The organism is Pedobacter sp. AW31-3R, assembly GCF_052180285.1.
In the GTDB taxonomy this organism is placed as follows: Bacteria; Bacteroidota; Bacteroidia; order Sphingobacteriales; family Sphingobacteriaceae; genus Pedobacter.
This window is the reverse complement of the sequence record NZ_CP197475.1, coordinates 3,031,292-3,057,976: the sequence shown is the minus strand read 5'-3', so window position 1 is coordinate 3,057,976 and position 26,685 is coordinate 3,031,292. Positions and strand designations below refer to the sequence as shown.

Below are 26,685 nucleotides of genomic sequence, written 5' to 3'. Positions count from 1 at the left end.
AGTTGCAAAACTATTTTTAGGAAGGTAGATTTGCAATAACTATCCAAAACGATAGGTCAAAAAAAATTATAGATGAAAACAGAATGTATCGCTGATCACGTAAAACTAAAAGGGAAGGTTTATCCCTGTACGGTAAGCCTTGCGATGGATTTGATAGGTGGTAAGTGGAAAGCAGTGATCCTTTATCATTTAAAAGACACTGAAAAACGTTACAATGAACTTCGAAAAGAAGTACCGCATATCACGGAAATGACATTGAGTTTACAGTTGGAAAAAGATGGCCTGGTATCAAGAAAAGTATATGGTAAAAAGCCCCCGATTAAAGTTATTTACAGTCTTACAGATTTTGGAAAAACATTCCTACCTGTCTTAGATACCATCACCAGGTGGGGAAATCAGATCGTATCGGAAAAGGGTGAATTTGTAACAGCCGATCTATAAACGTGTAGAAAGCTGTATAAATAAAACGCCATTGCCTACCACATCATCACAAATCCATACATTACCCCAACGTTAATCTGCTCAGAATAGCATTTAAAGGTGATTTTTAACTATTGAGAATTTGCGGTTCAGCAAAGAAATAAATCATTTCAACTTCCAGTTTCGTATACTCAGAATTTACACTATACATCCGCTTAAAAGACCTGCATTTCACACTGCATCATATCTCATAAACCATTGTGAGATATTAAAATAACCAAAATACTCCCGCTTAAATTAAATTTAACTTTACTGTTGCAATTCCAAAACCTTATTATAGATTTATAATTAATTATGGTAAAAGTTAAGCGCTCTGTTTTTTCTCTGTTATTATTTTTGTTATCGGCAGTCTCCTTAGAAAGTTTCGCACAAAGCGAAAAGAAGGAGAACTATTTAAACAACTACGTTAAATTTGATTTGTCCTTGGGTCAAAATATAGACATCCCTCCTTCTGCAGCGGAGAAAAACGCAGGACTGTTGGGAAGCCGAAATCGTGTCGTACCTTTTTTTGCCGCTAAGGCAACCCATCTTTTTTCGGAAAAATTTGGATGGTACGGAAATTTAAGAATAGACTTCTATAAAGAAAGGAAAGCAGAAATTTATGAGGAGAATGTCTTTGGAAAATTCTTTGAGGATATTTTTAATTCCATACTCGGGCCAATATCCAAAATCAAACCAGCATTTGATGCCGGGATGGTCTACCGAATAGAACAGAAGCGATGGAGTCTGATGCCCAGCCTCGGTTTGGGATATGCCAGCTATGGGTCCAACCGCTTTTCCAGCCAGACACAAACCAATGATTCGGGGGAAAGTGTAAAGCTGACCTACAGGCAGAAGGCTGCTTTCCTAAGTGGAAATATTGGCCTATCAGGGACTTATTATGTTGGACAACAGAACTATTTCACCTTAAATGCCGGTTATCAACATCCGTTGCAGTCTTCTACTGCGTTATTGATAAAGGAGATCAATGGAGTAGAAAAAGAGCGAACATCCTACCGTACGAATGATGCGGGTAGAAATATTATTATAGGTATTGGCTACGGAGTGGTATTTGGCAGCAGGAAATGAGTTTAACAGCAGGCAGACTGAAATTTTAGGTATTGCAGCGGTGTTTTGCCGGTATAAACTTTAAAGTCCTTTAGAAAATGGTTTGAATCATAATATCCATTGGATAGTGCAATCCGCATCAAATCTACATTTTCACCTTCAACCAGCTCAAAATAAGCGTGAATAAAGCGTTGAAGCTGAATGTACTCTTTGGGCAAAAGTCCGATATGCTGCAAAAAACTCCTCTCCAGCCACTTATAATTTACACCGGCATCGCTGGTTACTTTACGCACCGTGCTATTCCCCTTGATCTTATGGATATAATCCAATGTTTGATGTAAAATTTGAGGCGTATCCATCTGCGCAGACGATTGCTGAACATAGTTCGTGACAAAGGCTATCTTTTCTTCAATAGTGTGGCACTTGAAAAATGATTTTATACTGAAATGATTCGCCCTGGCAATAGGTTCAAACGCAGCAACAGGATGATACCTGAAATAGGTTGCACCTAAATCAAACAAGCGGTAAAAAGCCCCAGGATGGAAGCGAACGATAAAAATCTGCGCTGTGCAGTGGCTGTATTTTACATAAACGTTTTTAATGGTACCGGCACTTGCCCATACGGCTTTAATTTCAGTGGCATGTCCCTCCCCTTTTACCGATACCGTGTCTTCACCATTTTGCAAAAAGACCAACACGGGAAAGCCATCACTAAAAAGTAGATGTGTCTCCTCCTTTGGATCTTTAGAGAAAACATAAAATCCTTCGATAACAGATTCGACCGCTTTGGAAGGACTGATCCTAAAATCGTACTCATTAAATTCCCCTAACTGAATCTTTTTCAGATAATTTATCGGCATGGTACAAATTTACAGGAAATGTCCCTTACCGGAGAATAATCCTATGTCTAATATTTACTATGAGCACAGTTTAAATCCCTCTAACTTTGTCCTCAACTCAAGGAAATCGATCTATGGTGGTAAAAACGGAAGAAGAATTACAGGGTATGCAACGCGTAAGTGAGGCTGTTGCCCTTACCTTAAAGAAGATGAGTGCCTATACGCAAATTGGCATGTCTACAAAGGAAATAGATGAATATGGAAGACAACTGTTAGAAGCACTGGGCGCAAAGTCTGCACCTTTCGAAACTTATAGTTTCCCGGGTTATAGCTGTATCAGTGTCAACAAAGAGTTTGCTCATGGCATCCCTTCTGATAAAGTCGTGCTGAAAAAATGGAGATATCATTAACATTGATGTATCAGCAGAACTGGACGGTTTTTGGTCCGATAATGGGTGTTCGTTTATTGTTGGAGAGGATACACAGGGGCTGCAGCATTTAGTGGATACCTCAAAAGAAATATTACTCGACGCCATTTCCCAGATTAGCGGTGGGGTGCGGATTGCGGATATTGGAAAACTGATAGAAACCAGGGCCAAAAAAGCAGGATATGTAGTGATCCGGGATTTAGGGGGACATGGGGTCGGAAGAAGTCTACACGAAGAGCCTGATGCCATAATGAATTTCTACGACCGCCATGATAAATCCCGAAGGTTTAGGAAAGATTCTGTTGTAGCCATTGAAACATTCATCTCTACCAAATCTTCATTTATTGAGACCGCAGCAGATGGCTGGGCTTTCACAGGAAATAAGGGTGGCTTTGTAGCCCAGCACGAACATACCCTATTGGTTACATCCGGTAAACCAATTATTTTGACTGCAACGAACGGTATTGAATAGGAATAACTATTCGGAACTTGGCAAAACATGAGGTATTTTCAAAATAATGAAATACATTCGGTCAATAAACCGTCTGTAATATCCTGAAAAAACATTTTACTGTTATGCCACCTATTCAGCTCAGCCTCCCCCAAGTCCGGAAAATTATTCTCCATGCCGCAGGTTTAACTCAGCCTGCACCATTTGGAAGCGGCCCTGAGGCAGTCTATAAATTCATAAACCATCTCGGTTATGTGCAGATTGATACCAATTATGTGGTGGAAAGGGCACACCACCACGCCATTTTCTCCCGGGTTCCCGATTATCAGGTAGAATGGCTGGCAGAGCTGCAACAGGACGGGCAACTGTTTGAATACCTCACATCAGACGCTGGGTTTATCCCTATGCCTGATTTTCGTTTTTCCCTGCCGGTGAAGGAAAGCTTTGTGAGAAATAGAAAACCAATGAGTAAGGCTGTGCTTAATCTGATGGGACAGGTATTGGACAGAATTGGCCGCGAAGGCCCGCTTATGGTTACCGATTTTGAAAATGACCGTACTGAGGCCAGTACAGGTTGGTGGGACTGGCGACCATCAAAGGTTGCCCTGGAAAGGTTATACCTTGAAGGGGAACTGATGATCAGCCGCACTCCTGGTTTTAAGAAACAGTATGACTTGCCAATAAATATCATTCCATACGATATTGACACCTCTATGCCTTCACCAAAAGAATTTGCACAGCAGGTGATTCTACGGAATCTGAAAGCAATGGGGATTGCCAGCCTGAATGAAATTTCCTGGCGTGCCCGTTTTGTCAAGCCTAATCTGGTTAAAACAGAACTGGCGGATATGGTAGCCGAGGGCAGGGTATGTATGGTAAACGTCGATGGGATAAAAACAACAACCTATATGCTGCCAGAATATGTCGGTCAGGATATTGAAATTTCCGGCATGGCATATATCCTATCCCCATTTGATTCAGTCAATGTGTTCCGCAGACGGTTAAAAGATTATTTTGGGTTTGACTACCAGATTGAATGTTTCGTCCCCCAGGCTAAGCGAAAATATGGTTATTTTTCTTTGCCGGTATTGGTGGGCGACCAGTTCGTTGCCCGAATGGATACCAAAGCAGACCGGAAAAACAAAACATTGATTATTCATAACCTACATTTTGAAGAAGTAAAACTTAAAACAACTGAGCTGAAGAAGGTCACAGAGGCCATAAAAGCCTTTACACTCTTTAATCAGTGCCGGGATGTGATCATCACCAGATCAAATCATGAACCTTACCTGACCACGATAAGAAAAGGTCTGTAGCCCATATGCGTTCATCACCTGATTTATTACTCCTGGAAGATCAGGATTTCATATTGACATGCAGAAAATAAAAAAATATACCCCTGTGATCATCTAACTGATACAGGGGTTATCTTTATAAAGCAGGTTCGTTATTTCACCACAGTAGCTTCCAGCTCCACCTTTAATGTCTCAAAAAGACTTTTCACTTCTAATAAGGTTACCGCTTGTTTAACTTCATATTTTGCAATCCAGTCCTGAAAAATAGAGAAACGAGGCCACAACTCTGCTGTTGAAGTGGTATACACATTCAAGCGCACAATGTTTTTACATTCGTATCCCGCTTCACTGATCACCTGCTCCAGGTTCTGCAGTGCCTGAATCAACTGCGACTCCATATCTGCTGTACTGGATTTTCCATCAGCATCGATAGCAGCCTGACCTGAACAATATAAAGTGCCTTCCACATTTTTTACTTCAACCGCTTGTGAATAACTGCGTTCTTCCTGCCATTTCCAGGGATTTATACTTCTTATTTCCATCTTTTTTGGGTTTTGATTTAGTGCCAGTACAGACACACTGGTTAAAATTAACACCACAAAACTGGGAATAACAGCCGGGAACTGCCCTTGACAAACCTCACGATTATGAAGTGAGGTTTGTCACACCCTACCAAATCCATACTTGATCGCGCTATTTTTTTAGCTAAATTGACCCGTTATGATGAATACCTCTATGGATTTCCGCGAAATAGTAAACAAAATTAGTCCTCTTCCTGAAGAATCATTTTTAAAACTGGCTAAAGTTGTGTCGGAGGTCAAACTACCGGAAGGACATCTCTTGTTCAAATCTGACACCATCAATAACAACATCTATTTCCTTGCCAAAGGTATTTCCAGAGCCTACGTCAATGGCGAACAAAATGAAATCACCTTTGGTTTTTTCAATGAAGGGACAGTACTGCTATCTATAAAAAGCTATGTCATGGATACGCCGGGTTACGAAAATATTGAACTCCTGGAAGATTGTATCTTGTTTAAGCTGACGAAAAAAGAGCTGGAAAACCTTTACCATTCTGATATCAACCTGGCCAATTGGGGCAGGAAACTGGCTGACATCTCATTTTTAATGACAGAAACCCAGCTCATCACCCGGCAGTTTAGAAATTCGGTTGAACGTTATGAGGATTTTATTACCACCTTCCCGGATCTTCTACAAAGATTGAAGCTAAAATACATCGCCTCTTATCTCGGCATGACACAGGTCACGCTCAGCAGGATCAGGGCAAAGGACAAAAAGAAGTTAAGGGCTTCTGATCATTAATTCCGTAAAAATTAACGATCAAAAGCCCTTTATCATCAAAGTACTTTATCATTAGAAGCACTTATCCACCTATCAGGCAAAGATTTTCAATCCTATGACCGACGCGATCAGTGTACTGATAAAAAAGATCCGTATAAAGGATAATGGCTCATTGAAGAAAAAGGCGCCTACAATCACCGTTCCTGCCGCTCCTATTCCAGTCCATATGGCATAGGCAGTCCCCAGTGGAATAGTTTCTGTTGCTTTATTGATCAGCAGGAAACTTAGAATAATACAGATGATGAAACATGCCACCCATTTCAGGTTCGAAAACCCATTTGATAACTTCATACTCGTTGTAAAGCCGATCTCCAAAAGGCCGGCGAGTATCAGAAAGATCCAATTCATAATATTTTTTTTTGCAAAAATAGAAAGGACAATCCGCTTAAAAATTTACCAATGTTAAATTCGGTTAAGGACTGGGCAAGGATTTGGAGGTGATCATCAGGAGGATCGCATGGTTACTCAATGCTTCAATCTCTATAGTATTTGTATTCCATAAAGTTAAACCATCCCTGGGATGCAACAGTCTCCCCTCTATTTCAAATGCCCCTGCAATGGCAAATGCAAAACACCTGCACTGCCGATCCTCCGTCTCATATACAGCTTCCGCCCTTCCGGAAAAACGGCCTAAATGCAAACGAAAAGGCAGATCCTTAAAAATCTGAGAGACTAACAAATCTGTCAGCAGGTTATGGTGCTGAACAAAATCGAAGTCCGCAGGTTCATAAATGACGGGCTGTACAATTGACGGATCAGTCATCCTGATCACCAAAAAATTAATGGCATCGGAAAAATAAGGATTGGTCAGCAACAGCTGTCCCTTTGCAGGCACTGACAAGACCTGCACCTGCCCCACATTGACCTCCGCACCAGGAACCCCCGGCAATTCATAGAACAGATCTCCGGTAATCGGCACAATAACCACCTGTGAGGCTTCATCGATCTGCATTTCCAGTCTGCCAGAACCTTTCAGTTCCTCGTCTTTTAATTGTAAGGCATCTGAATTGATTGTTCCGCTCTGGTCGATAAAAATTCTTCCCTCTGTAGCTTTCATGGATTTAACTTTAATGAATGTATACTTACGAATGGTTGCAGCTGGTACAAATAGGTCAGGATGGCACCATCTGTTTCCGGATGTCCGGCACCATCACCCGACAACAGCAGGGCATTCCCTATGGTATCATGCCAGGTCATCTCCGAAGAATAAAAATTGATCGCCACCTGATGGGACCGGGCATCGCGGATATCCGAATTAATCAGCTCAAAACGGTAATTGCTAAAATTAAAAAACTGTTTACCCAGTGTATCTAGCACATCCGGAATTTTGCCCTGCAACTGCTGGATATAGCCTGATACGGAGGGACTCACCAAAAAATTCAAACGTTCAGTATCCGCTCCCTGCTGAACAAGCTCTGCATAGGTGAAACAGGGATTCTTTTGAGTCAGGTTTTGGAACTGCATTCTAAATTCCAGATAAGAATCATCGAATACCATTTTCTCCCAGACCAGTGTAGACCTGACATCAATAATCTTTCTATAGCAGAAAATGACAACCCGATTATTCATTATGCAGGTACATTGATTTTCATTGACAAGTCGAAGCCTGCAGCAATGCTGCCTGTTACTGTTGCCACTTCAATATTGTTTGTATCGTCACTGAAAACATTATCCTTGGCATTGGTCGTGTACCCTGTCATTCCCTTGCTATAGCCATTTACGATGGCAACGGCCGAACCTGTACCTTCAGGAAAGGCGATCTGGGTTACTTTCAGGGAAGTTCCGCTGGCGTTGTAAACATGTACATGAATGTGCGTAGCACGGCCACTATACCAACCAGGAAAAATACTGGTAAAGGTTACCAGTCCATCAGCATCTGTGACCTGCCGGCCCCTTAAAAAGTGTACAGATTGGTAGTTCGTAGATTGCATACCGGAGCCCCCGTATTCTGAATAATTCCCTTCTGCATCACAATGCCATACATCCACAATCACCCCCGCCAATGCAGCACAGTTATTATTTACATTGGCAATGGTCAGTTTTGCTGTCATTTTATAACCTGTCCTGCCATCGGTAATATCGCTTCTGACATACCCTGATGGGGTTTTGGTAGGAAAAGGCCCTTCTGTTTCCGTTGGAGCTACTGCGCATGTTGAGCTGCTGGTTCCCGAACCTGAGTTGGATACCGTCTCTGTACTTACTGTTGTTGTTGCATCATCCTTTTTACAGGCTTCCCATAATACGCCAGACGAAACAGCGCCTACCATTAAACTTCTCAAAAAACTCTTTCTTTCCATGTGTTTATTTTTTTTAGCTGTGTTCAAACAAATGTGTAGATGTGGCTTGACTTGTTTGATGAAGTATCGGCAAACAGGACTTTTGTATCGACAAAGTCTTTGCTGTTTTGTTAAATCCTGCCAGAACTGGATTGATCAGCACTCAGCTCCATTGTCAGAATTGGGCAGGAATTGTTGAGGAATTGGGCAGGAAGTCGCGCCAGGAAATCAGCTGGCGGGCTGGAATCTTCAGCAAATGGCCCTAAAATACTGTATTGCTTGTCGAATAGCTGAAATGGGGAGGATAAAAAACGCGGCTACTCTACACAGAACATTCATCAATGGAAAAGCTGGAAATCTGATAAAGACATGGCTTTACAGTCGTACAAATCCTGTTTAAGTATATAACCTGCTCAGGGTTTCCCTGGATACACCCAGATAGGTAGCCAAAAGAGATTTCGGTACACGCTGCGTAAGTGTTGGATACTGTTGAATCAGTTGCTCATAACGCTCTTTCGCATTTGAAGTGAGTAAAGACAAGATACGACGCTGGGCGGCAAGAAAACCAAAATTTGCCTTCTCCAGGAAGAATCTCTCCATCTTTTGGAGGCCATCGAGCAGTTTTTTATAATCATCGGCAGACACGCAAAAAACTTCCGTATCCTCAAGGCATTCCAGCGACAGCGTTGCTTTTGTTTGTGTGTAAAAAGCATAAAAATCACTCTCCCACCAGTCTTCCATCGCAAAAGAGACAATATGCTGCTTACCCGTGTGCTCTTCTGTATGTACCAGCTTCAACAATCCTGAAATCACGAAAAAAGCATACTTTACCTCTTCTCCTTCCTGTATAAGGAATTGATGTTTCTTAAATCTTTTAAGGGTAAAATGGCTATACACAAATGCAAACTCCTCATCGCTGAGTGGAAGTATTTTTTCTATATGTTGCCTTAATGTATCGTGCATTGAATATGAGGGGGATCAAAGAAAGCACGAAGTTAGGATATTCATGATAAGTTTCAAATGGTTAAGATTCCTGGTCACCAAACGAACATATACCGGGCTTTAAAGATGGAGATATGTTCGTTTGGGAAATGTTTAACTTAATTTCCAGTCAGCTCTTTCAAAGTGACAGGTATAACCGTATGGATGTTTCTGCAAATAATCCTGGTGTTCCTCCTCTGCATTCCAGAAATCGGCAACAGGCACAACTTCGGTAACAAACTTCCCTGGCCATTTACCTGAAGCCTCCAGTTCGCCAATCAGTTCCAATGCAATATCACGCTGTGTGTCGTCCATATAAAAAATAGCAGAGCGATAAGAAGTCCCGATATCATTTCCCTGCCTGTTCCTTGTTGTCGGATCATGGATCTGGAAAAAGTATTCGAGCAGTTGGCGGTAGGATAATAAAGCAGGATCAAATGTGATTTCAATAGCTTCAGCATGAGTTCCATGGTTGCGGTAGGTGGCATTTGGAACATCACCTCCAGTGTATCCAACAACTGTTGAAGTTACTCCAGTATAATTGCGGAACAGTTCTTCTACTCCCCAGAAACAACCGCCGGCGAGAATGGCTTTTTCAATATTCATATCTTTCCCTTTACAATTTATTTAGTTTTCTAATCTTTGCGGATAAGGTTTGCAAGGATAGCTATCCCCCTGCTGATCCCCTATCCTATCATAAAGATAAGACATATCCAATGGAGTGCATAAAAAATACAGGTGTGACGGCCTATTTCCAGGAATTAGGTGATTAAGATTACAATTGCCACCTGTTGATTTTTTATGGAAGAACTCCCATAATTTAAGCCCAAACCTTTATGGATTGTCCTAAATCATTCTCTGGAAAACCTTTAAAAGAATATTATCTGATAAATCTACACCAGAACAGGTATATTTGTTCTCATTATGGGTTACGCAAAAGAAAGAGGAAAGCTTGAAAAGCTGCAATCAAAAGTTAATGGTATAGATATTTTCAATGAAAAGAACTTAGCTATATTGGTTGACAGCCATGAGAAATACTCTCATACAGTCAGGATATTGAAAAATAAAGAACCGGAAACTTTCATTCATCTCTATGAGAATGAACTGCAGGAAGTAAAAGAAGGTAGGAAATCTGTTAAGGAAAGTGATTCTGATGAATCGCGTCAGGCAAATTTTGAAGTTTATAAAAATGCAATAGTTGTGGCGTTGGAGAAAACAATCGCTGCTACGCATGAATCAGTATAAGATTCCATTTTCAGGATATAGTTTTAGGGCCTCAAATTCGATTTGGGGCTTTTTTGTGGGTATTGCTATAATTTTCACTGATTTTTTTTACGATTTCCAGGTTTTGTTAGACCAGAGATCTATAATTTATTATTCACTAAAGATGAAGCTGTTATAATCATTGACATTATTTTAAGCTTTCTGATTTCGTGGATGAGATGCGTATTTAAATCATTATTTCTGAATTTTCTTAAAAATATTGTGAATATCTGATTTATTTTTCTACCTTCGCACCTCCTTAAACAAAGGAAATGATTCCGTAGCTCAGCTGGTAGAGCATTACACTTTTAATGTAGTGGTCCTGGGTTCGAATCCCAGCGGGATCACAAACAATTGTACAAACACTAAAAAAAGCTTGCAAATCAAACGATTGCAAGCTTTTTTGTTTCTTGGGAATACCTAAATTTACTCACCGAATTACAGTAAAAAGGTGAGTGATTCGGTGAGTAAATTTGGAATACAAAACCCTCGTTAGTGGCAAATTTAGTTTCTGCTTTTCTGTCTTCTTTAATTTTAATTAAACGACTGTCTGAACTCCAAAGGCGAAACGTTTGTCTTTGTCTTGAAAAGTTTGCTGAACGATTGTGAATGTTCAAAGCCCAATTCATAAGCAATTTCCGAAACGGATAGATTTGTCGTTGATAGTTTTTCTTTGGCTTTTTCTATGATTGCATTCTGAATGTATTGTTGTGTATTTAGTCCTGTCAATGAACTCAGCATATCACTTAAATAGCGTTGTGACAGATTTAATTCTGTGCTGATATATTTCACGGATGGCAAACCATTTTTCAGACTGTTTTCTTCTTCAAAATAGTTGTTTAAAAGCTTGTCCAAAGAAGTGATAATGTCGTGATTGACTGCTTTCCTCGTAATAAATTGCCTATTATAAAAACGATTGCTGTAATTCAATAACAATTCTATTTGCGACACCAAAACATCCTGGCTGAAACTGTCAATATTGTTGTCTAATTCATTGGCTATTGACGCAAATAAATTGGCTATAATTTCTTTTTCCTTCGCCGATAAAAATAAGGCTTCTGAAACCTCGTAAGAGAAAAAGCCATATTGATTTATAGAGTTTCCCAATGAATAATTTCTTATAAAGTCCGGATGGAAATACAAAGCAGTACCTTCATAACTTTCTATATCTTCTGGTGGAAAAACGATTTGTTTTGGCTTCAGAAATGCCAATCCGCCTTCTTCAAAATCATAATATCCTTGTCCGTATTTTATTTGTCCTGCAAATGTAGGCTTAAAGGAAATTTTGTAAAAATCAAGACTTATTTTTTGTCCTTTTGGAAACATCTCAATCGAAACATTATTGTAATCAACCAATGTGATCAATGGATGCGATGGCGCAGGAAGGCCCAATACACGCACATGTTGTGATATACTTTTAATGTGATGTATGTTAGATTGTCGCTGCATGTTTATGTTATAAATGTAATCAACTTTGTTTTGACGGACGAATAACAATGTCGCCAATTTCAACGTCATCTGGTTGGCTTATTGCATAAATTACAGCGTTTGCAATGGCTACGGGACTGATGGCAATTTGTTCCATCCCTTTTTGAATAGACGTTTTCATTTCTTCATTTTTTATGTTGTTCGCAAAATCTGTTTTCACAAATCCTGGCGAAATGCCTGTAATGCGTATGTTTCCGTTCGACTCTTGACGAAACGCTTCTGCAATAGTGCGAATGGCATTTTTAGTTCCTGCATAAACGCCTTGCATAGGCACAATCTTTATTCCTGCCGTTGAAATGATATTGACGATATGTCCCGATTGTTGCTGTTTGAAAACCGGAATTGCGGCCGCCATCCCATACAAAACTCCTTTGAGGTTAATGTCGATCATTTCTTCCCAACCGTCAATATCCAATTCGTCAATGCGGCTTAATTGACTGACACCTGCATTGTTTACAATGACATCTAATTTTCCATATTGCTCAACTGCTGTATTTACCAACCGAACCAAATCGGCTTTATTCTTTACCTCAATTTTAGTATAGGTGGCCTCGCCACCTGTGCTTCTAATTTCTTCAACAACTTGTTGTAATTGTTCTGTTCGTCTTGCACCCAAAACAACCTTTGCACCTTTTTTTGCTAATTCTATTGCAATGGCTTTACCCATTCCGCTACTTGCACCTGTAACGGCTACAACTTTTTCTTTAAGATTTTGCATATTCTTTCGTCTGCCGTGTAAAATACTGTTTATAAAGACATTACCTGTCATGTGTAAAAACATTATTGTTGCTCACAATTGTTTTTACTTTATTATTTATCTATTTGTTTTTCTAAAATTTCGGGATAGCGATCTCCCACCAATGTAATTCCATTTACTGTGGTGTTAATTTTTGCAAGTTCATCGGCTGTTAATACGATATTCTTGCTGCCAATATTTTCGTCTAAACGATGCAATTTTGTAGTCCCTGGTATTGGTGTTATCCAAGGCTTTTGAGCTAAAAGCCAAGCCAATGCCAATTGTCCAGTCGTAACATTTTTTTGTTTAGCCAGCTCAGAAAGTGCGTCCACTAAAACCTGATTGGCTTTCATATTTTCTTCGCTGAAACGAGGAATGATATTTCTGCGGTCGATATCCTCTAATTTTGTATTTGCGCTTATAGTACCTGTAAGGAAGCCTTTGCCCAAAGGACTGAACGGAACGAAACCAATTCCTAATTCTTCTAATGTGGGTATGATTTCATTTTCGGGTTCACGCCAAAACAAAGAGTATTCGCTTTGTAATGCTGTTACAGGCTGAATTGAATGTGCCTTACGAATAGTTTTTGCACTTGCTTCCGATAAACCGAAATGTTTTACTTTACCTTCTTGTATCAAGTCTTTTATTGTTCCTGCAACATCTTCTATTGGAACATTGGGGTCAACTCTGTGCTGATATAGCAAATCAATGTAATCAGTTTTTAATCTTTTTAAAGATGCTTCGACTACTGTTCTGATCGTTTCTGGTCTGCTGTCTAAACCTGCTGTTGGTATAGCATTTTTACAACCAAATTTTGTTGCGATAACAACTTCTTTTCTATGCGGCTGTAATGCTTCGCCAACAATTTCTTCATTGGTGTAAGGTCCGTAGGCTTCTGCGGTATCAAAAAATGTGATCCCCCTTTCAACTGCGTTGCGGAGAAGTATTATTGCGTCTTTTTTCTCAATTCCTTTGCCGTAGGAATGGTTTATGCCCATACAGCCAAAGCCCAATGCGGAAACTTCTAACCCGCTATTTCCTAATTTTCTTTTTTGCATAATTCTTTTTTGAATTGTTTCTAAAACCGAATAAATTTCAAATACAAAACTCCTGATTGTCGTTCTGTAAAAAGTAGTTGAATTGGTAATTGTTGTAGTCAGATTCTCAAGCGCTTTTTAAACACTATAAATTAGTCCGCTGCCTTTATCCAACGATTTGATCGTTGCCATATCATCGGCAGACAACTCAAAGTCAAATACATTGAAATTTTCATTCATCCTTTTCACATTGGCCGATTTCGGAATAGCAACGACTTCTTTTTGAATTAACCATCGCAGAACTACTTGGGCGATAGTCTTATTATATTTGCTTGAAAGCACTTTTAAAAGTTCATTATTAAAAAGCTTATTTTTACCCTGAGCAAAAGGTGCCCAAGACTCCAACTGTATGCCCTGAGATTTCAAAGCTTTCTGCATTTCTGTTTTTTGAGAAAATGGATGTGTTTCTACCTGATTGACTGCTGGTATCAGGCTTTGCTGCTTTTGTAAATTCTGAATCTGATTCAGCGTAAAATTACTTACACCTATTGCCCTTACTTTACCTTCTCTGTATAATTCTTCCATTGCTGTCCAGGAAGAATTTACGTCTCCCTGCGGAAGATGAATCAAGTATAAATCAATATAATCAAGCCCCAATTTTTTTAGCGATACTTCAAAGGCCTGCTTTGCTTTTTCGTACCCTATATCCGCTGGCAAAAATTTTGTGGTTACAAAGATTTCTTCACGTTTGACATTACTTTTTTTAATCGCTCTGCCCACTGATTCTTCATTGCAGTATACCGCAGCAGTGTCTATAAGTCTATAGCCGATAGTTAAAGCATTTAGGACGGCCTGTTCACACTCAGAACCGTCACGAAGCAAATACGTGCCATAACCAAGCAGCGGCATCTTTACTCCATTATTTAATATTACATTTTCCATTTTTGCACTGACTTTGACGTCATTGCAAAATTCTTAATAGTCGTCCGGTGAAATGTATCTGAATTGGTATTTGTTGTAGTCAAATTGTATACGGGGTGCTGGGATTGGTGTCTATCTTGTCGCTTAGTTTTTTGTCTGACTTTGCTCTTGATAAAAACAGAAACAAATGATTGATTACAATTGCAGAAATGACAGCATTAATCAAGAAAAACTTTGAGTATTTTTTTTCTAAGAAAAATAAAATTCCTGCGATAAGGAGATTGATTACCATCACAAATGGGATTAGCAAAAGTATGCCAATGGATGCATCTGGACCTGGATGCATCGTGCTCAGCCAAACCCAAAGAATACAAATTCAATAATGGTTAGTAAGAGTATCCTGATTAAAAATTTCATTTTTCCAACTCAATCCAAATATAGGTTCACGTAATCTTACAGGTCATTTTTTTTCAAGTATACTGCCGGTACACTGTCTGTTAACCAAACACCATTATCAGATATAAAAAAAACGAAATTATCATCATGCATTTTACCCGCAAGTACTGTAAAAACAACGGGTTTTCCATGTCTTTGGCCTACCTTTATTGCAGTTTCAATATCGCTGCTTAAATGCGTGTGTTGTCTACTGCGTCTTTCGAGGCCTGTTTCCAAAATTGATTGAACTGATTTTTCGCCAGTTCCATGATAGAGTATTTCTGGTGGCTTTTGATTTGTGTAACCCAGGTCTATCTCTACCGAATGTCCCTGACTTGCCCTGATTTTATCACCTTCAGCATTAAATGCAAATCGTTTCTTCGAATTATTCTCAACAATATGATTTAATAGCTCTCTGTCAATTTGCATCCCGGAAATACTGGCTTTATCAAGTAATGTCTGAACATCTGTCCAGCCGTTTTGGTCAAGCTGGATACCAATTGTTTCCGGTTGATGTCTCAATATCAAACTCAAAAACTTGCTTATTTGCTTAAGCTGTTTGTCGTTAATCATATATCATTAAGTTATTATAAGAGCAAATTACAATTAGCAAGTTAAACAATTTCACAACATAGACTTAGATAAATTATCTTTACTGTATATATTAAAAAATGTTTGACATCCAATCTGAGAAAGACGAATGCAGAGTAGTTCAATAACAGATCATATGAACCCAGATTCATTATAAAATGAATCCCCAGACGAAACACAAGCACGTCATGGGGATTCTGCTTAGCGCATACAAAAAATTTAAGGCAAACTTCTGGCGGGAATTATCAATCCCCTAGTAAATCCTGTAAAATAATCCGTTGCCATTTCCTGATCCTGTGCTTCCGGTAGTGGTGATGTGTCCTGTGTTACCGTTTCCATCATAACCACTTGCTTTGTTATTGTTAGAAATACAGTTGGTAACAGTATGTGCAACATTCTGTCCGGCACTTCCCAGCTTAAAGCCATTACCATCACCATTTGTTCCATATCCGTTATTGTTTGCGGTACAGTTTGTAATATAAACGGTATACGGCTGGCCATAAAGATCCCATCCGTCATCTGAATTATGTGTTGCTACACAATGATCAAACTGGTTTCCTGCTCCGGCAGACAACTTACAGGCAAAGCCGTCTGCATTCTCTCCTCCATTCGCCACATCATAGTTCTCGGTCGAAGTGCAATAGCTGATATTATTGTGATGCGATCCATTATAAATTTGCAGACCTGAATCCTTATTGGCAGTAGTTGTCACATTGTAAACATAATTATAGCCACCGGTTTGAAATACCAGGCCACAATCTGGCGCATTCTTAATGGTCATATTGGTAATGTTCCAGTAACTGCCATTTACTTTTACCCCCCAACCGGAAGATATTCCGGAACAATTAAGCACTCCACCTGTAAGATTAATTTTGGCACTCGAGGTACCACTTTTAAGACACTGCAGCGTACTCGTTAAATTAATTGTGCCACTGATCGTAATCTGATCACCAGGCTGTGCATTTGCCACTGCAGTCTTTAATGCAGCCTCTGTCGTTACAGTTGTTGATGCCAGCACCACCACCTCCGGATTAACCACTGATGGATTGGACAAACTACTTAACTGATCGTCAGTAGCATTCAGCTGTTTTTTACAGCTTGTAAGGGCAAAGATTAGCCCCAGGGATAAAATTAACGCTCCCATTCTTCTTTGATTTTTCATCTCTGAATAATTTAAGTTAATAAAAAGATTTATATTTGTTAAAATAAAGATACCACCTAAGTTAACCAACTCATAATAAGTAATTAAAAAAGTGTGCAATCGTTCCCGTAAAATATAGCAATACTTTATTTTGTTAATGAAAAATCTCTTACACAGAAATTCTAATGACTATTTACCGCTTTCAAACCCTGTAAAATGCAATTCCAGAGCTTACAGGCACAGGGGGACAGAAGTCCAGAAAGCGACATTGCGAGTCATTAAACAGACAGAAGTACCCGGGTCTCCAGAATTTGCCAGATATAAAATAAAAAAAATTGCAATACACTCCTGTGGTGATTAACTGATTAAGGATATATCTTCCAGTTTTCAGTTTACTTATAAAACATAAACAACTGAATTACAGATTTCAACCATTGAATCCCTGAATAAATAATTTCGAGACAGTGCACAGGAAAATGGAGTTAAAATAATAGAAGTTAGTTCTCATTTAATACACTTCGCTTCTTTTCTTCTTCAGCACTATCACTCTTTTTAGTATTTTTTATTGTTCCCCCAAAACTATAACTGAAGTTCAGCTTCACCATCCTTGTTTCAAACTGGTTACGCCACGATTGCTGTACCACTCCGCTGTTCTGCTCGTAGTAATTCCGGTATGATTTAAAAACATCCACAAAGTTAAGCTGCGCAGATGCACGTTTCTTTAAAAACTGCTGACGGACACCTGCAGTCAAATAGGCGAAAGCCTGGTTGGTGATTGTCCGGTCCATGCTTTTACCGCGGTAATTGAAAAGGAACATCACAGAAAAGTTCTTGCTGAGAGAGAAACTATTGTAAGAAGTTGCCAGGAGACTGAAAATCCCGTCGCTTTGGAGTAAAGCACCATTGAATTCACCCTTAAAATTCCGTCTCGACAGAATAGCATTCGTACTGGTATACCACCATGGCAGCACCTGTTTGCCGTACATGGCTTGCAGGGTAAAATATCCGGCATACTCCGCATTTCCAGGTAATGTTGTAATGATGCCGTTCTCTAACGGAACAGCATGGCTGGTAAAATCATCTAAACTATAGCTATAGGTCAGGCCAAAGAAGAATGCATTTTTATAACCATACCACAGGTCGGCATTATAGGCAATTACAGGTTTAAGTGCCGGATTACCCTGTTGTAAATTATTACTGCTGATGATCCGCACCAGTGGATTTAAACTTTCATACCCCGGGCGTTCTATCCTTTTGTTGAGCCCTAAACTAATGTTATGGTTTTTATCAATTTTATAATCCACATGAAGCGAAGGGAAGGGCTGAAAGTAGCTCCTCGTAAAACCGTTCATTTCAAATTGCTGCTCAGCCTTTCCATACGTATATTCTCCCCTTATGCCCAGCTGATAGGAAAACTTTTTACCAGTACGTCCATAAGTCAGATAAAGCGCAGAAATACTTTCCTTATAGTCGAACAGATCAGTTTGTTGACTGGCCATGTCCTGATAGAAGTTAGTATTATCAGAGTTGATATAACTTGTTTTCATACCCATTTCTAACTGACGGCCATTGCTTAATGGATGGGTATAATCCATTTTTAAGGCATAAACTCCTACAACACGGTCCTGCCCTATCACACTTGACAGATCTGAAACAGGGTTGAAAGTGAGGGTTCGATTGTTTTGATCGTTGTAGTTGCCATAACGGTAATAATCCAGATCGACCGTTAATTCCCTGCCAAGGGTATCCATTTGATGTTGCAAACGTAATCCGGAGGAGAAATTACTGGCATAAATATCTACCGCATTGATAAACTGTGAATCCCCTTCGGTATTGCCATTTTGATGGGTATTTCTGATTTGGGCAGATCCATTGCGATCAAAGGATTGAAAACCTGGTTTAACCGAAGCAGACAAAGTCGTGCGTTTGGAAAGGTAAAAATCTACCCCCAGGTTAGGTGTATAATTGGCGTTCGTTCTTGTACTTTGAATATCAGAGATCACCTGGCCTGTTGGCCTTCCATCTGCACCGATAAAGGTGGAGGCAATGAAATTATCCAGGTAATATTTATTATAGTTATAATCCATGTTCAATAGTACGTTATAGGATTTTCCTTTATAATTCAGGTTGATGCCACCATTCGCTTTTCCGAAAGTTCCTTTCCCTCCACCAAAATAGATATTGCCGTTGAGACCCGCGTTGTAATTGCGTTTACGGATAATGTTGATGATGGCACCATTCCCGGCAGCATCATATTTGGCCGATGGTTGTGAAATGAGTTCAACTTTTTGAATGGCGGAAGATGATATTCCTTTTAGCATTCCTGCCAATGCTTCAGCAGAAAGGGTTGTCGCTTTACCATCGATATAGATCTGTACAGATTTTCCATTCAGGCTAATCTGTTCATCTGGCGTAACGCTGACACCAGGCAATTGGTTCATGACTTCCAATATCGGCGCTCCAGATCCCAGCCCATTTAAATTAACAATGAGTTTATCGGCCCTCCTTTCCACAAATGGAAGCGAAGCAGAGATGTTTACGGTGCCGAGTTGCTTTGCCGCTGGTTTTAGCTGAATCGTACCGATTGAATGAATCCGCTCGTTAACGATATCAAAAACTTTCGAGTAAACTATGCCATAGCCCATCATCTTCAGCTCTATTAAATATTTGCCTGGAACGACTTCGAATGCAAAGCGCCCTTTCTCATCAGCAAGAACAACTTTAACGCTGCTGGAATCTGTGCTATTTCTTAAGGTCACCTGTACAAATGGAACTGAGGTGGCATTTTCATCCACAACGTCACCGTTAACTTTGCCCGTTTTTTGCTGGGCATGTACAACCACGCTACCAAGCAGCAAAACAGATACTAAACAATAAAAAAATCGGGCAGACTGAAGAAGTGAAATACGCATAATGTTTGGATGAATTGAACTATCCAAACATATAACTAATTAATTAGTCAAACAACTAAATAATTAGATTTCACAACTAAACAATTAATCATTAATCGTATTTCACTGATTACCAGATACAAAATTTATCCCTACCTGATAAGCTGAGCGTACTTTTTTCCCATTCTGTAAAGCCGGCTCCCATTTCGGACTTGATTTAATTACTCTTAATGCTTCTTCATCACTTACTGCATCCAAACTATTTTGAACTTTTTCATGGGTAACTTCTCCATTGGTTTCAACAATAAAACTCACCTGAACCTTTCCATCCTTATTGGAAATTTTTCTCGCAGTTTTAATCACATATTTGCCAAAAGCTTCAAACCCACCCGGGAAATTGGCTGCTTTATTAATTTTGCTCCTGCCCTCAGTACCCAAGTCTGAAGCACTGAATGCAGATATAACCGTTATCAAAGCAATCAATGGCATGCACAATGCATATTTCCATTTGCGATAGACATTAGATTTTTCACGTTGCAGCATGTTGATCCGTGCTTCCAATGAAGATGAATTGTAAAAGGTATTGATCAAAGCTGATCCAGCTTTAAAATTATGCAGAAACAGCAACAGTGCATATTCTTTTTTACTTTCAGCAAAGTCCGCGGCATATTCGTCAGCCAGGTATTCGTGAATAAACATTAAACTGTTCCGGTAACAATAGATCAGGGGATTGAACCAAAAAAATATACCCATCAATTCAATCAGCAACAGATCCAGTGTATGAAACTGTTTGATATGGACATTTTCATGCGCATCAATTGCCACGAAACCTGGCAGTTCCCGGTCGATCACTTTTGTCCTCCAAAACGAAAAGGCACTCCCCTTTACTGGTAATTTCATTCGTTTTTTTACGCCAAGAAGTTTAATGAAAAACAATGCTGCACTAAGCACTACCCCAGTCCAGTAAATGGCACCCAGCCAATTAAATTCATTTACGGCTACAATTTCCAGCTTTCCATTACCAAAGGCCGGGAATGTCAAAACCATTAATTCCATTTCCGGCAGGGCAATGAGTGCGGAGAAATCCAGCAGCGGAAGCACTAATGAGATACATAGTGCCGACAACAGGTAGATTCTGTTCCACAGAAAAAAGGTTTCGCTCTTGAGGAAGATCAGATAAAAAAAATAAAATATGGCGAGCGAAAGACTCGACCAGAAAAAGTAAAACTGGATTTCCATTGGTTTAGTCCTTTATTTTATCAATCATTTTTAACAGTTGTTCAGCATCTTTTAAATCGATTTTCTTTTCGCGGACAAAAAATGAAAACATATCCTGCACCGAATTCGAAAAATAATTGCCAAGAAATTTATCGGCTTCATAGCGCATATATTCTTCTTTGGTAATTAATGGATAATAACGGTGGGTTTTACCAAATGCCTCATAACTTATGACCCCCTTGCTTTCTAAAATTCTGATAATGGTAGAAACCGTACTATACGCGGGTTTGGGCTCAGGTAACTCATTGATAATTTCCTTAACAAATGCTTTTTTTAATTCCCAAAGCACTTGCATCAACTGGCTCTCCACTTTGGTCAGGTCTTTTATATCCATAACTATTTTTATACCCAAATATCAGCTAAAATATTAGTTGTAGCAACTAATCTATCACTTTTTGATCCTTTACATTTCGCCTGACCAATAACTTACAGCTGAAGACGGTTCCTTATCCATACCAGGACAAGAGCTTTTTTAATTCTTCGGTCCCCATTGGTCGAAAAATTCCGGGCGTTGGTCGGATATTACAGCAACGTGGTATAATACAAAGAAAACTGCTGAAACGTTTGCCGGGTGTCAACGTCTTAACTACAAACAATTAAGAAATTACATTTTAACCCAACAAACTCAAAAGATATGAAAACTTTATTCAACAACGTATTAAAATCAACTTCAGTCGCTATCGTTTTATTAGCCTCAGTATTTACCCTTACAGCCTCAGCCGCCACAGTTGAGATGAATCCAGGATCCATTAATCCGGATATAAAAAAAGTAATTGTGAAAGGCAACACACAGGTGGTGATGATACAGGATAAGAGAGATTATATTACCGTTGATGATCTTGACCTGGCAAAAGTTTCACTTCATCAGATAGGCAATACCTTAACCATAAATTCCTCGGAAACAAATGCGGTAACCGTATACGTTCATGTGAAAGATATATACCGCATTCATGCCTCAGATAAGGCAAGAGTGAGAACTTCTGGAAAATTCCTGACTCAATATCTTCAGGTGATCGTAAAAGATGACGCCCGTGCACGCATTAAAGCAACAACAGAAAGTTTATATACATTAGTTAGTCAGCAGGCAAACTTAGAACTGCTGGGAAATACAGCGAAACACATTTGCACAACAGAGGGCATTGCTACAGTAAACACCGAAAAGTTTGCCGCCCTTATCACTGAGAATGAACCTGCAGAAAAAGCAATTGCCCTTAATAACAGTAAAAATGCTGACACTATCAGCAAATAATCAATAACGATACCCATCAGGAATGCCCCTGACCAGATAAATTCATCTTCTAAATGCCCTCCGGATTGTATTCAGGGAGGGCATTTTTTTTTAATAGGGTGACGGTATGTATCGTATAATTGGGTTTGACACCCAATAGCTGCCTTAAGGCACAACAGTGTAAAACAGGTAGGAAGCAAAAATAACCAGTAACACCACTCCCTGCTGCACATTGGTCCTGCCGGTTGCAAGAGAGAAAATTAAGGTTAACATCGAAAGCATCAGCAGGATCATCGACTTGGCATCGATTCCCAATACCAGTGGCATACCACTAATGATCGATACTATAGCTACAGCAGGTATAGTTAAGCCGATACTCGCCAGAGCGGAACCCAGTGCCAGGTTCAGACTGGTCTGAAGCCTGTTTGAGCTCACTGCCCGGTAGGCAGCCAAACCTTCAGGAAGCAAAACAATTGCTGCGATGATTACGCCCACCAGTGATTTTGGCGCGCCAAGATCCAATACGATATGTTCCAGATCATAGGAAAGAAACTTGGCCAGCAACACCACCAGTCCCAGGCTGACCAGCAGGAACAGTAAGCTGACGGTAGCTGTTTTTTTATTTGGTTCCGGTGCATGTTCATCTTCAGAGCTGGAATTTTTTGGCAGAAAATAATCTCTGTGCCTCACGGTCTGAACGAAAATAAATCCGCTGTACAGCACAATGGAAACCACGGAAACGAAAATCAACTGATTTACCGTGTATTCCCCAGCAGGGCCGCTGACTGTAAAATTTGGCAGGATTAACGTCATGACCATGATCGCCATAAGGGTAATCAGTGCAGCATTGACCCCATGAAGTTTATATTGCTGCTCTTTGAACTTGATGCCTCCTTTTAACAGACAAATACCTACGATGGCGGTAATGATAATCATCACGGCAGCAAAAACAGTATCCCTGGCCAGTTCGCTTACCCCCTCTCCTCCACTGAGCATCAGGGAAACAATCAGTGCGACCTCAATGGTGGTAATCGCAATAGCGAGAATAATGGTCCCAAAAGGCTCACCAACTTTATGGGCAATCACCTCTGCATGATGAACAGAAGCCAGTACACTTCCGATAAGAATAAATGCCAGCACGATCTTTAAATAAATGCTGTCATCCATGTAAGTAAGAAAATAACCAATTATTCCTACAGCAGGAATAAGCATTGTCCATTTCGGGAGAGTAATTTTTGTATCCATATATAGTGTTCCTATATAAACTAACAGAGAAAGTACGGTACTGTTTTAAATATAAGGCTGGGATCCCATTTTTGGCTGAAGAGACCGGTTCCAATCACAGCTGTCTCTGTACCTTTGATAACAAGCTAACAAGTCAGTACAATAGCAGGTGACAAGTCATTACAAATGCTCCTTCCGAAAAAAACAGCAAAAGAAAACGGCAATTTTCGCATTGAAAATTGCCGTTTTCTTTTACTTAAGGGAATCATCTTGCTGCGAAATACAACAATGAAACATGCTGAACTTGTCCCTTTCAATGAATAAATTAGAAAGAATAACCTACTCCAATTGAAAGCACTCTATTTTTCATACTCGCAATATTTGAATCCACATTCAGCAAATTACTCAATCCCAAACCATAGCCTGCCTGGATATTAAACCCGTTGTTAAGTTCGTAACCCGCCAGGAAATTAAGGCCGAAATCACCTCTTTTCAGAAGATCATCATCACCGGTACCAAATTTTATATCCTCTTTTACAGTAGCTGTTGTTGTACTGCCATTTGCTGTTGCAGATCCTGTTACCTTAACTTTTCCTGCAATACCCATTGCAACATAAGGACCGGCACCAATAAAGAATTTTCCATTGCCAGCTTCAAAATTTACGATGGCATTCACAGGAAGTTCCAGGTACAAAGGATTAATTTTTGCTTTTCCTGTTACAGACATTCCATCTTCCGAAAATTCTGATAAATTATCAGATTCAGTACCTTTTCCGATAAATGAAAGACCCGACTGTAAGGAAAAACGATCACTTACAGGAACAGTAACCGTACCACCAATGTAAAATGAAGTCGTCATTTTAGCATCATCTTCACTGTCCTGACCAGAAATTGAAAAATTTGGAAAAGTGGCTCCGGCTTTTACACCAAATTTAACCGGACCATTTTGTGCAAAAGCACTCATTCCTACACCCGCTACCATAACTAATGAAAATATTAGTTTTTTCATTTTAAAATAAATAAATAGTTTTATTAATCGATTAATTACACTTAAGATGCAAATAACAGAAATTAGTTACACCATTAACTATAAAAACATAAGTTAGACAACAACCTACAATTACAAACTCAGCAATATTTAACTATAATTTACAATACCCACTGATGATCAGTTGTTTCACCCAAAAGAAATGATTTCTCAAGTAGTAATGACTAAGTCCTGGCTTTAGTTTTCAGTTTAACAATTCTACGATATTAATATGCAACAGGAACTGGTGACACGATTTTAGTGCTCAAAAAACCTGTACCCCTTTCCGTATAAATGCAACTGTAGTAAATATGAATTAAAATTTGTAGCAGCAAGGGAGTAAAAAACCAATATTGATCAGTTCTGGCAGTATTGGTTTTTTACGATCTCTTCATTATCACGATGAATTGATTATTGGGGGTAAGCGAAAGATTCCAGCGTTTCACAGTTGAAGCCTTCCGTTTGCAATAAATTACAAATCGCCTGGGGTTGCAGTTCCTTACTTACAATCCGCAGAATACGGTCACTGTCTTCCAGGTCAAAATTACTCTGGATAATTAAAGGTAAACGATTAAATAACAACTGAATCTTTCTTACCTGCTGCAGGGTAGCGACACTGGTCTTGAATATAATGATATGCATCTCGTGATAATTTTATATGCTTAGCTATTTTCTGAATGATTTCTTTTCCAGCCACAAAGTCTGTGCTTCATTTTTTCCTTAAATTCCTCTTTTTCTTCCGGCGTCATCCCTTTGAACCGCTCTTCCATTCTGTGACGGCCCCAGGGTGCGCCACCACCACCCCTGCCAAAACCAAACAACAGTTTGCACAAAATAAAGATTCCCATAGCCTGCCAGAATGTAATGGGTGCCACATGCAGGATCTGTGGCAGTAAGTTATTCCATAACAGCATCACTACATAACTGATGATAGCCAGTAAAGCTGCAATACCAAAAGGCATCAGGATGAATTTTTTCTTATTATTATTGAATCTGGACCTCATTTAATCGGTTTTTAATAAATTTAATATTCGATAATCTCTTTATACAGCTGCTTCAGACGTTTACGAAGGTGTAATACTGCATAACGTTTTCTGGAAACCAGGGTGTTGAATTTCACACCGGTACGTTCAGAAATCTCTTCAAACGACAGGTCTTCCAATTCCTGCCAGATGAAAACCTGTTTCTGTTCTTCAGGCAATTCATCCAGTGCAAGAAACAATTGTTCCCAGAAAAGATTTTTCAGGTAGGCCGTTTCAGGTGTGTTGACCTCAATCATCAATATACTGATCAGATCTACCGTCTCTTCGTTTTCTTCCACTTGATACAGATCGTCAAGCAAACTCTCCCCGTGCTTTTTATGCTTGTCAAGAATTTTATTTTTGGCAACACGGTACAACCAGGCGCTGGTTTGTTCGATAGGCTGTGCATTGATGACATTGCTGAACTGGTACCATACATCCTGCAATATATCTTCGGCATCGGCATCGCTTTTCACCCGCTTACGAATAAATCCCATTAAGCTTTTCCCATATGCTTTTATGGTTTGTATAATGTAACTATTCTGGTCTTCTGGCATGAATGCTGCTTTCAAAGTATTAAGCTGTTTAATAAGAAGACGACCAGCAGAGCGAAACATTTTAAACTATTTTCATTTTTTTTCCAATAAACACTTTTCTTTTTATCGGCTATGAAAATACCTCAAACATTTCTTCTGCGTACTTATTGATTTTCGCCTTCAGTTTAGGAGAATGCTTCGCTGAGCTCATTGCTGCTGGTAAACGGTAGCATTAGAGGCAATCGATCTCCATCCTTACAAAATCAATCTCATCATTGATAAAAACCGGACCTGTTTTTTCTAATCCAAAGCGTTCATAAAAACCAGCCGCAGAAACCCTGGCATTACACCATAACCTCAGCGCCCCTTTTTCTTTTACATGATTGATCAAATGGGCCAATAATGAAGATCCGTAACCACTGCCCTGGGCAATTGCCCTTGTAGCAAATTTTCTGAACTGGTAATCGTTTCCTTCCCGGAAAAGGGAGACAACAGAGGTGAGCTGATGGTCAAGGTATAATCCAAAATGCAGCCCTTCCCGATCATTTTCCAGTTTGATATGATCAAATGGAAAATCGGGGTACATGACTTCATGTCTAACCTGCCAGGTTAAATCATAGCGGATCTGTTTGATGGTTACTTTCTCCATGGGTGTTCCTCTGCTGTGGTGTAGTGATCTAAGATCTATCAAATATCACTATATAACGA

Annotated in this window: 31 protein-coding genes and 1 tRNA gene; 9 read left to right on the top strand and 23 right to left on the bottom strand. The window is 39.5% G+C overall.

Annotated features, from left to right (window positions below):
• The first annotated feature begins 72 nt into the window (after positions 1-72).
• Together ACSBL2_RS12415 and ACSBL2_RS12410 are read left to right on the top strand one after the other, a co-directional pair.
• Positions 73-441, top strand: coding sequence for a winged helix-turn-helix transcriptional regulator (locus ACSBL2_RS12415; protein WP_442592019.1), 369 nt, complete (start codon positions 73-75; stop codon positions 439-441).
• A 333-nt stretch (positions 442-774) separates the two neighbouring features.
• Entirely contained in the window at positions 775-1,548 is a 774-nt protein-coding gene (locus tag ACSBL2_RS12410; RefSeq protein WP_442592018.1) for a hypothetical protein, read from the top strand.
• A 2-nt stretch (positions 1,549-1,550) separates the two neighbouring features.
• Here ACSBL2_RS12410 and ACSBL2_RS12405 read toward each other — a convergent pair whose 3' ends face one another.
• Positions 1,551-2,387, bottom strand: coding sequence for a helix-turn-helix domain-containing protein (locus ACSBL2_RS12405; protein ID WP_442592017.1), 837 nt, complete (start codon positions 2,385-2,387; stop codon positions 1,551-1,553).
• Positions 2,388-2,500: 113 nt separating this feature from the next.
• On the opposite strand from ACSBL2_RS12405, the gene ACSBL2_RS12400 reads away from it, so the two are divergent.
• The 3 genes from ACSBL2_RS12400 (at position 2,501) to ACSBL2_RS12390 (ending at position 4,561) form a co-directional block, all read left to right on the top strand.
• On the top strand, positions 2,501-2,776 hold the full coding sequence (locus ACSBL2_RS12400) for a M24 family metallopeptidase (RefSeq protein WP_442592016.1): 276 nt from the start codon (positions 2,501-2,503) through the stop codon (positions 2,774-2,776).
• Positions 2,769-3,266 (top strand): M24 family metallopeptidase, encoded by a 498-nt coding sequence (locus tag ACSBL2_RS12395; protein ID WP_442592235.1) that lies wholly within the window; start codon positions 2,769-2,771, stop codon positions 3,264-3,266. Before ACSBL2_RS12400 ends, ACSBL2_RS12395 begins: the two co-directional genes overlap by 8 nt.
• Positions 3,267-3,370: 104 nt before the next feature.
• Positions 3,371-4,561, top strand: coding sequence for a winged helix-turn-helix domain-containing protein (locus ACSBL2_RS12390; RefSeq protein WP_442592015.1), 1,191 nt, complete (start codon positions 3,371-3,373; stop codon positions 4,559-4,561).
• 131 nt (positions 4,562-4,692) lie between these two features.
• Here the strand turns inward: ACSBL2_RS12390 and ACSBL2_RS12385 are convergent, their stop codons facing one another.
• Positions 4,693-5,082: a RidA family protein gene (locus ACSBL2_RS12385; RefSeq protein ID WP_442592014.1), complete on the bottom strand. Its 390-nt coding sequence runs from the start codon at positions 5,080-5,082 to the stop codon at positions 4,693-4,695.
• A gap of 178 nt (positions 5,083-5,260) precedes the next feature.
• Here ACSBL2_RS12385 and ACSBL2_RS12380 point away from each other — a divergent pair, with 178 nt between their 5' ends.
• Positions 5,261-5,863, top strand: coding sequence for a Crp/Fnr family transcriptional regulator (locus tag ACSBL2_RS12380; protein WP_442592013.1), 603 nt, complete (start codon positions 5,261-5,263; stop codon positions 5,861-5,863).
• A gap of 72 nt (positions 5,864-5,935) precedes the next feature.
• Here the strand turns inward: ACSBL2_RS12380 and ACSBL2_RS12375 are convergent, their stop codons facing one another.
• The 6 genes from ACSBL2_RS12375 to msrA all read right to left on the bottom strand — a co-directional run bounded on the left by ACSBL2_RS12375 (position 5,936) and on the right by msrA (position 9,765).
• Positions 5,936-6,250: a DMT family transporter gene (locus ACSBL2_RS12375; RefSeq protein WP_442592012.1), complete on the bottom strand. Its 315-nt coding sequence runs from the start codon at positions 6,248-6,250 to the stop codon at positions 5,936-5,938.
• Positions 6,251-6,314: 64 nt separating this feature from the next.
• Positions 6,315-6,959, bottom strand: coding sequence for a hypothetical protein (locus ACSBL2_RS12370; RefSeq protein ID WP_442592011.1), 645 nt, complete (start codon positions 6,957-6,959; stop codon positions 6,315-6,317).
• Positions 6,956-7,471, bottom strand: coding sequence for a hypothetical protein (locus tag ACSBL2_RS12365; protein ID WP_442592010.1), 516 nt, complete (start codon positions 7,469-7,471; stop codon positions 6,956-6,958). Before ACSBL2_RS12365 ends, ACSBL2_RS12370 begins: the two co-directional genes overlap by 4 nt.
• On the bottom strand, positions 7,471-8,199 hold the full coding sequence (locus tag ACSBL2_RS12360; RefSeq protein ID WP_442592009.1) for a dioxygenase family protein: 729 nt from the start codon (positions 8,197-8,199) through the stop codon (positions 7,471-7,473). Before ACSBL2_RS12360 ends, ACSBL2_RS12365 begins: the two co-directional genes overlap by 1 nt.
• 375 nt (positions 8,200-8,574) lie before the next feature.
• Positions 8,575-9,141, bottom strand: a complete 567-nt coding sequence (locus tag ACSBL2_RS12355) for a Crp/Fnr family transcriptional regulator (protein ID WP_442592008.1) — start codon at positions 9,139-9,141, stop codon at positions 8,575-8,577.
• A gap of 132 nt (positions 9,142-9,273) precedes the next feature.
• Positions 9,274-9,765: a peptide-methionine (S)-S-oxide reductase MsrA gene (gene msrA / locus ACSBL2_RS12350; protein ID WP_442592007.1), complete on the bottom strand. Its 492-nt coding sequence runs from the start codon at positions 9,763-9,765 to the stop codon at positions 9,274-9,276.
• 318 nt (positions 9,766-10,083) lie between these two features.
• Between msrA and ACSBL2_RS12345 the strand changes: the two genes are divergently transcribed.
• A complete protein-coding gene (locus ACSBL2_RS12345; protein WP_442592006.1) occupies positions 10,084-10,404 on the top strand; it encodes a hypothetical protein in 321 nt (106 codons plus the stop codon).
• A 292-nt stretch (positions 10,405-10,696) separates the two neighbouring features.
• Positions 10,697-10,769, top strand: a tRNA-Lys gene (locus tag ACSBL2_RS12340).
• Between the two features lie 187 nt (positions 10,770-10,956).
• Here ACSBL2_RS12340 and ACSBL2_RS12335 read toward each other — a convergent pair.
• The 9 genes from ACSBL2_RS12335 to ACSBL2_RS12295 form a co-directional block, all read right to left on the bottom strand.
• Positions 10,957-11,871: a helix-turn-helix domain-containing protein gene (locus tag ACSBL2_RS12335; RefSeq protein ID WP_442592234.1), complete on the bottom strand. Its 915-nt coding sequence runs from the start codon at positions 11,869-11,871 to the stop codon at positions 10,957-10,959.
• A 19-nt stretch (positions 11,872-11,890) separates the two neighbouring features.
• The gene (locus tag ACSBL2_RS12330; RefSeq protein WP_442592005.1) at positions 11,891-12,679 is read right to left on the bottom strand and encodes an SDR family oxidoreductase; all 789 of its coding nucleotides are present in this window, start codon (positions 12,677-12,679) and stop codon (positions 11,891-11,893) included.
• A 41-nt stretch (positions 12,680-12,720) separates the two neighbouring features.
• Positions 12,721-13,704: an aldo/keto reductase gene (locus ACSBL2_RS12325; RefSeq protein ID WP_442592004.1), complete on the bottom strand. Its 984-nt coding sequence runs from the start codon at positions 13,702-13,704 to the stop codon at positions 12,721-12,723.
• Positions 13,705-13,821: 117 nt separating this feature from the next.
• Positions 13,822-14,625, bottom strand: a complete 804-nt coding sequence (locus ACSBL2_RS12320; RefSeq protein ID WP_442592003.1) for an aldo/keto reductase — start codon at positions 14,623-14,625, stop codon at positions 13,822-13,824.
• 432 nt (positions 14,626-15,057) lie between these two features.
• Positions 15,058-15,612, bottom strand: coding sequence for an RNA 2'-phosphotransferase (locus ACSBL2_RS12315; RefSeq protein ID WP_442592002.1), 555 nt, complete (start codon positions 15,610-15,612; stop codon positions 15,058-15,060).
• A gap of 271 nt (positions 15,613-15,883) precedes the next feature.
• Positions 15,884-16,792 (bottom strand): right-handed parallel beta-helix repeat-containing protein, encoded by a 909-nt coding sequence (locus ACSBL2_RS12310; protein ID WP_442592001.1) that lies wholly within the window; start codon positions 16,790-16,792, stop codon positions 15,884-15,886.
• A gap of 476 nt (positions 16,793-17,268) precedes the next feature.
• Positions 17,269-19,683 carry an outer membrane beta-barrel protein gene (locus ACSBL2_RS12305; protein WP_442592000.1) on the bottom strand — a complete coding sequence of 805 codons (2,415 nt, stop codon included), beginning with the start codon at positions 19,681-19,683 and terminating at the stop codon, positions 17,269-17,271.
• A gap of 102 nt (positions 19,684-19,785) precedes the next feature.
• Positions 19,786-20,901 (bottom strand): energy transducer TonB, encoded by a 1,116-nt coding sequence (locus ACSBL2_RS12300; protein ID WP_442591999.1) that lies wholly within the window; start codon positions 20,899-20,901, stop codon positions 19,786-19,788.
• A gap of 4 nt (positions 20,902-20,905) precedes the next feature.
• The gene (locus ACSBL2_RS12295; RefSeq protein WP_442591998.1) at positions 20,906-21,274 is read right to left on the bottom strand and encodes a BlaI/MecI/CopY family transcriptional regulator; all 369 of its coding nucleotides are present in this window, start codon (positions 21,272-21,274) and stop codon (positions 20,906-20,908) included.
• A 300-nt stretch (positions 21,275-21,574) separates the two neighbouring features.
• Between ACSBL2_RS12295 and ACSBL2_RS12290 the strand changes: the two genes are divergently transcribed.
• Positions 21,575-22,189: a GIN domain-containing protein gene (locus ACSBL2_RS12290; RefSeq protein ID WP_442591997.1), complete on the top strand. Its 615-nt coding sequence runs from the start codon at positions 21,575-21,577 to the stop codon at positions 22,187-22,189.
• A gap of 144 nt (positions 22,190-22,333) precedes the next feature.
• On the opposite strand, the gene ACSBL2_RS12285 is transcribed toward ACSBL2_RS12290, so the two are convergent.
• The 6 genes from ACSBL2_RS12285 to ACSBL2_RS12260 form a co-directional block, all read right to left on the bottom strand.
• Complete coding sequence (locus ACSBL2_RS12285; protein ID WP_442591996.1) at positions 22,334-23,413, bottom strand: calcium:proton antiporter; 1,080 nt, start codon at positions 23,411-23,413, stop codon at positions 22,334-22,336.
• Positions 23,414-23,717: 304 nt separating this feature from the next.
• On the bottom strand, positions 23,718-24,401 hold the full coding sequence (locus ACSBL2_RS12280; RefSeq protein ID WP_442591995.1) for a porin family protein: 684 nt from the start codon (positions 24,399-24,401) through the stop codon (positions 23,718-23,720).
• A gap of 429 nt (positions 24,402-24,830) precedes the next feature.
• Positions 24,831-25,061, bottom strand: coding sequence for a hypothetical protein (locus ACSBL2_RS12275; protein ID WP_442591994.1), 231 nt, complete (start codon positions 25,059-25,061; stop codon positions 24,831-24,833).
• Positions 25,062-25,081: 20 nt separating this feature from the next.
• On the bottom strand, positions 25,082-25,423 hold the full coding sequence (locus ACSBL2_RS12270; RefSeq protein ID WP_442591993.1) for a hypothetical protein: 342 nt from the start codon (positions 25,421-25,423) through the stop codon (positions 25,082-25,084).
• A 20-nt stretch (positions 25,424-25,443) separates the two neighbouring features.
• Complete coding sequence (locus tag ACSBL2_RS12265; RefSeq protein ID WP_442591992.1) at positions 25,444-26,013, bottom strand: RNA polymerase sigma factor; 570 nt, start codon at positions 26,011-26,013, stop codon at positions 25,444-25,446.
• A 196-nt stretch (positions 26,014-26,209) separates the two neighbouring features.
• The gene (locus ACSBL2_RS12260) at positions 26,210-26,668 is read right to left on the bottom strand and encodes a GNAT family N-acetyltransferase (protein ID WP_442591991.1); all 459 of its coding nucleotides are present in this window, start codon (positions 26,666-26,668) and stop codon (positions 26,210-26,212) included.
• Positions 26,669-26,685 lie beyond the last annotated feature (17 nt).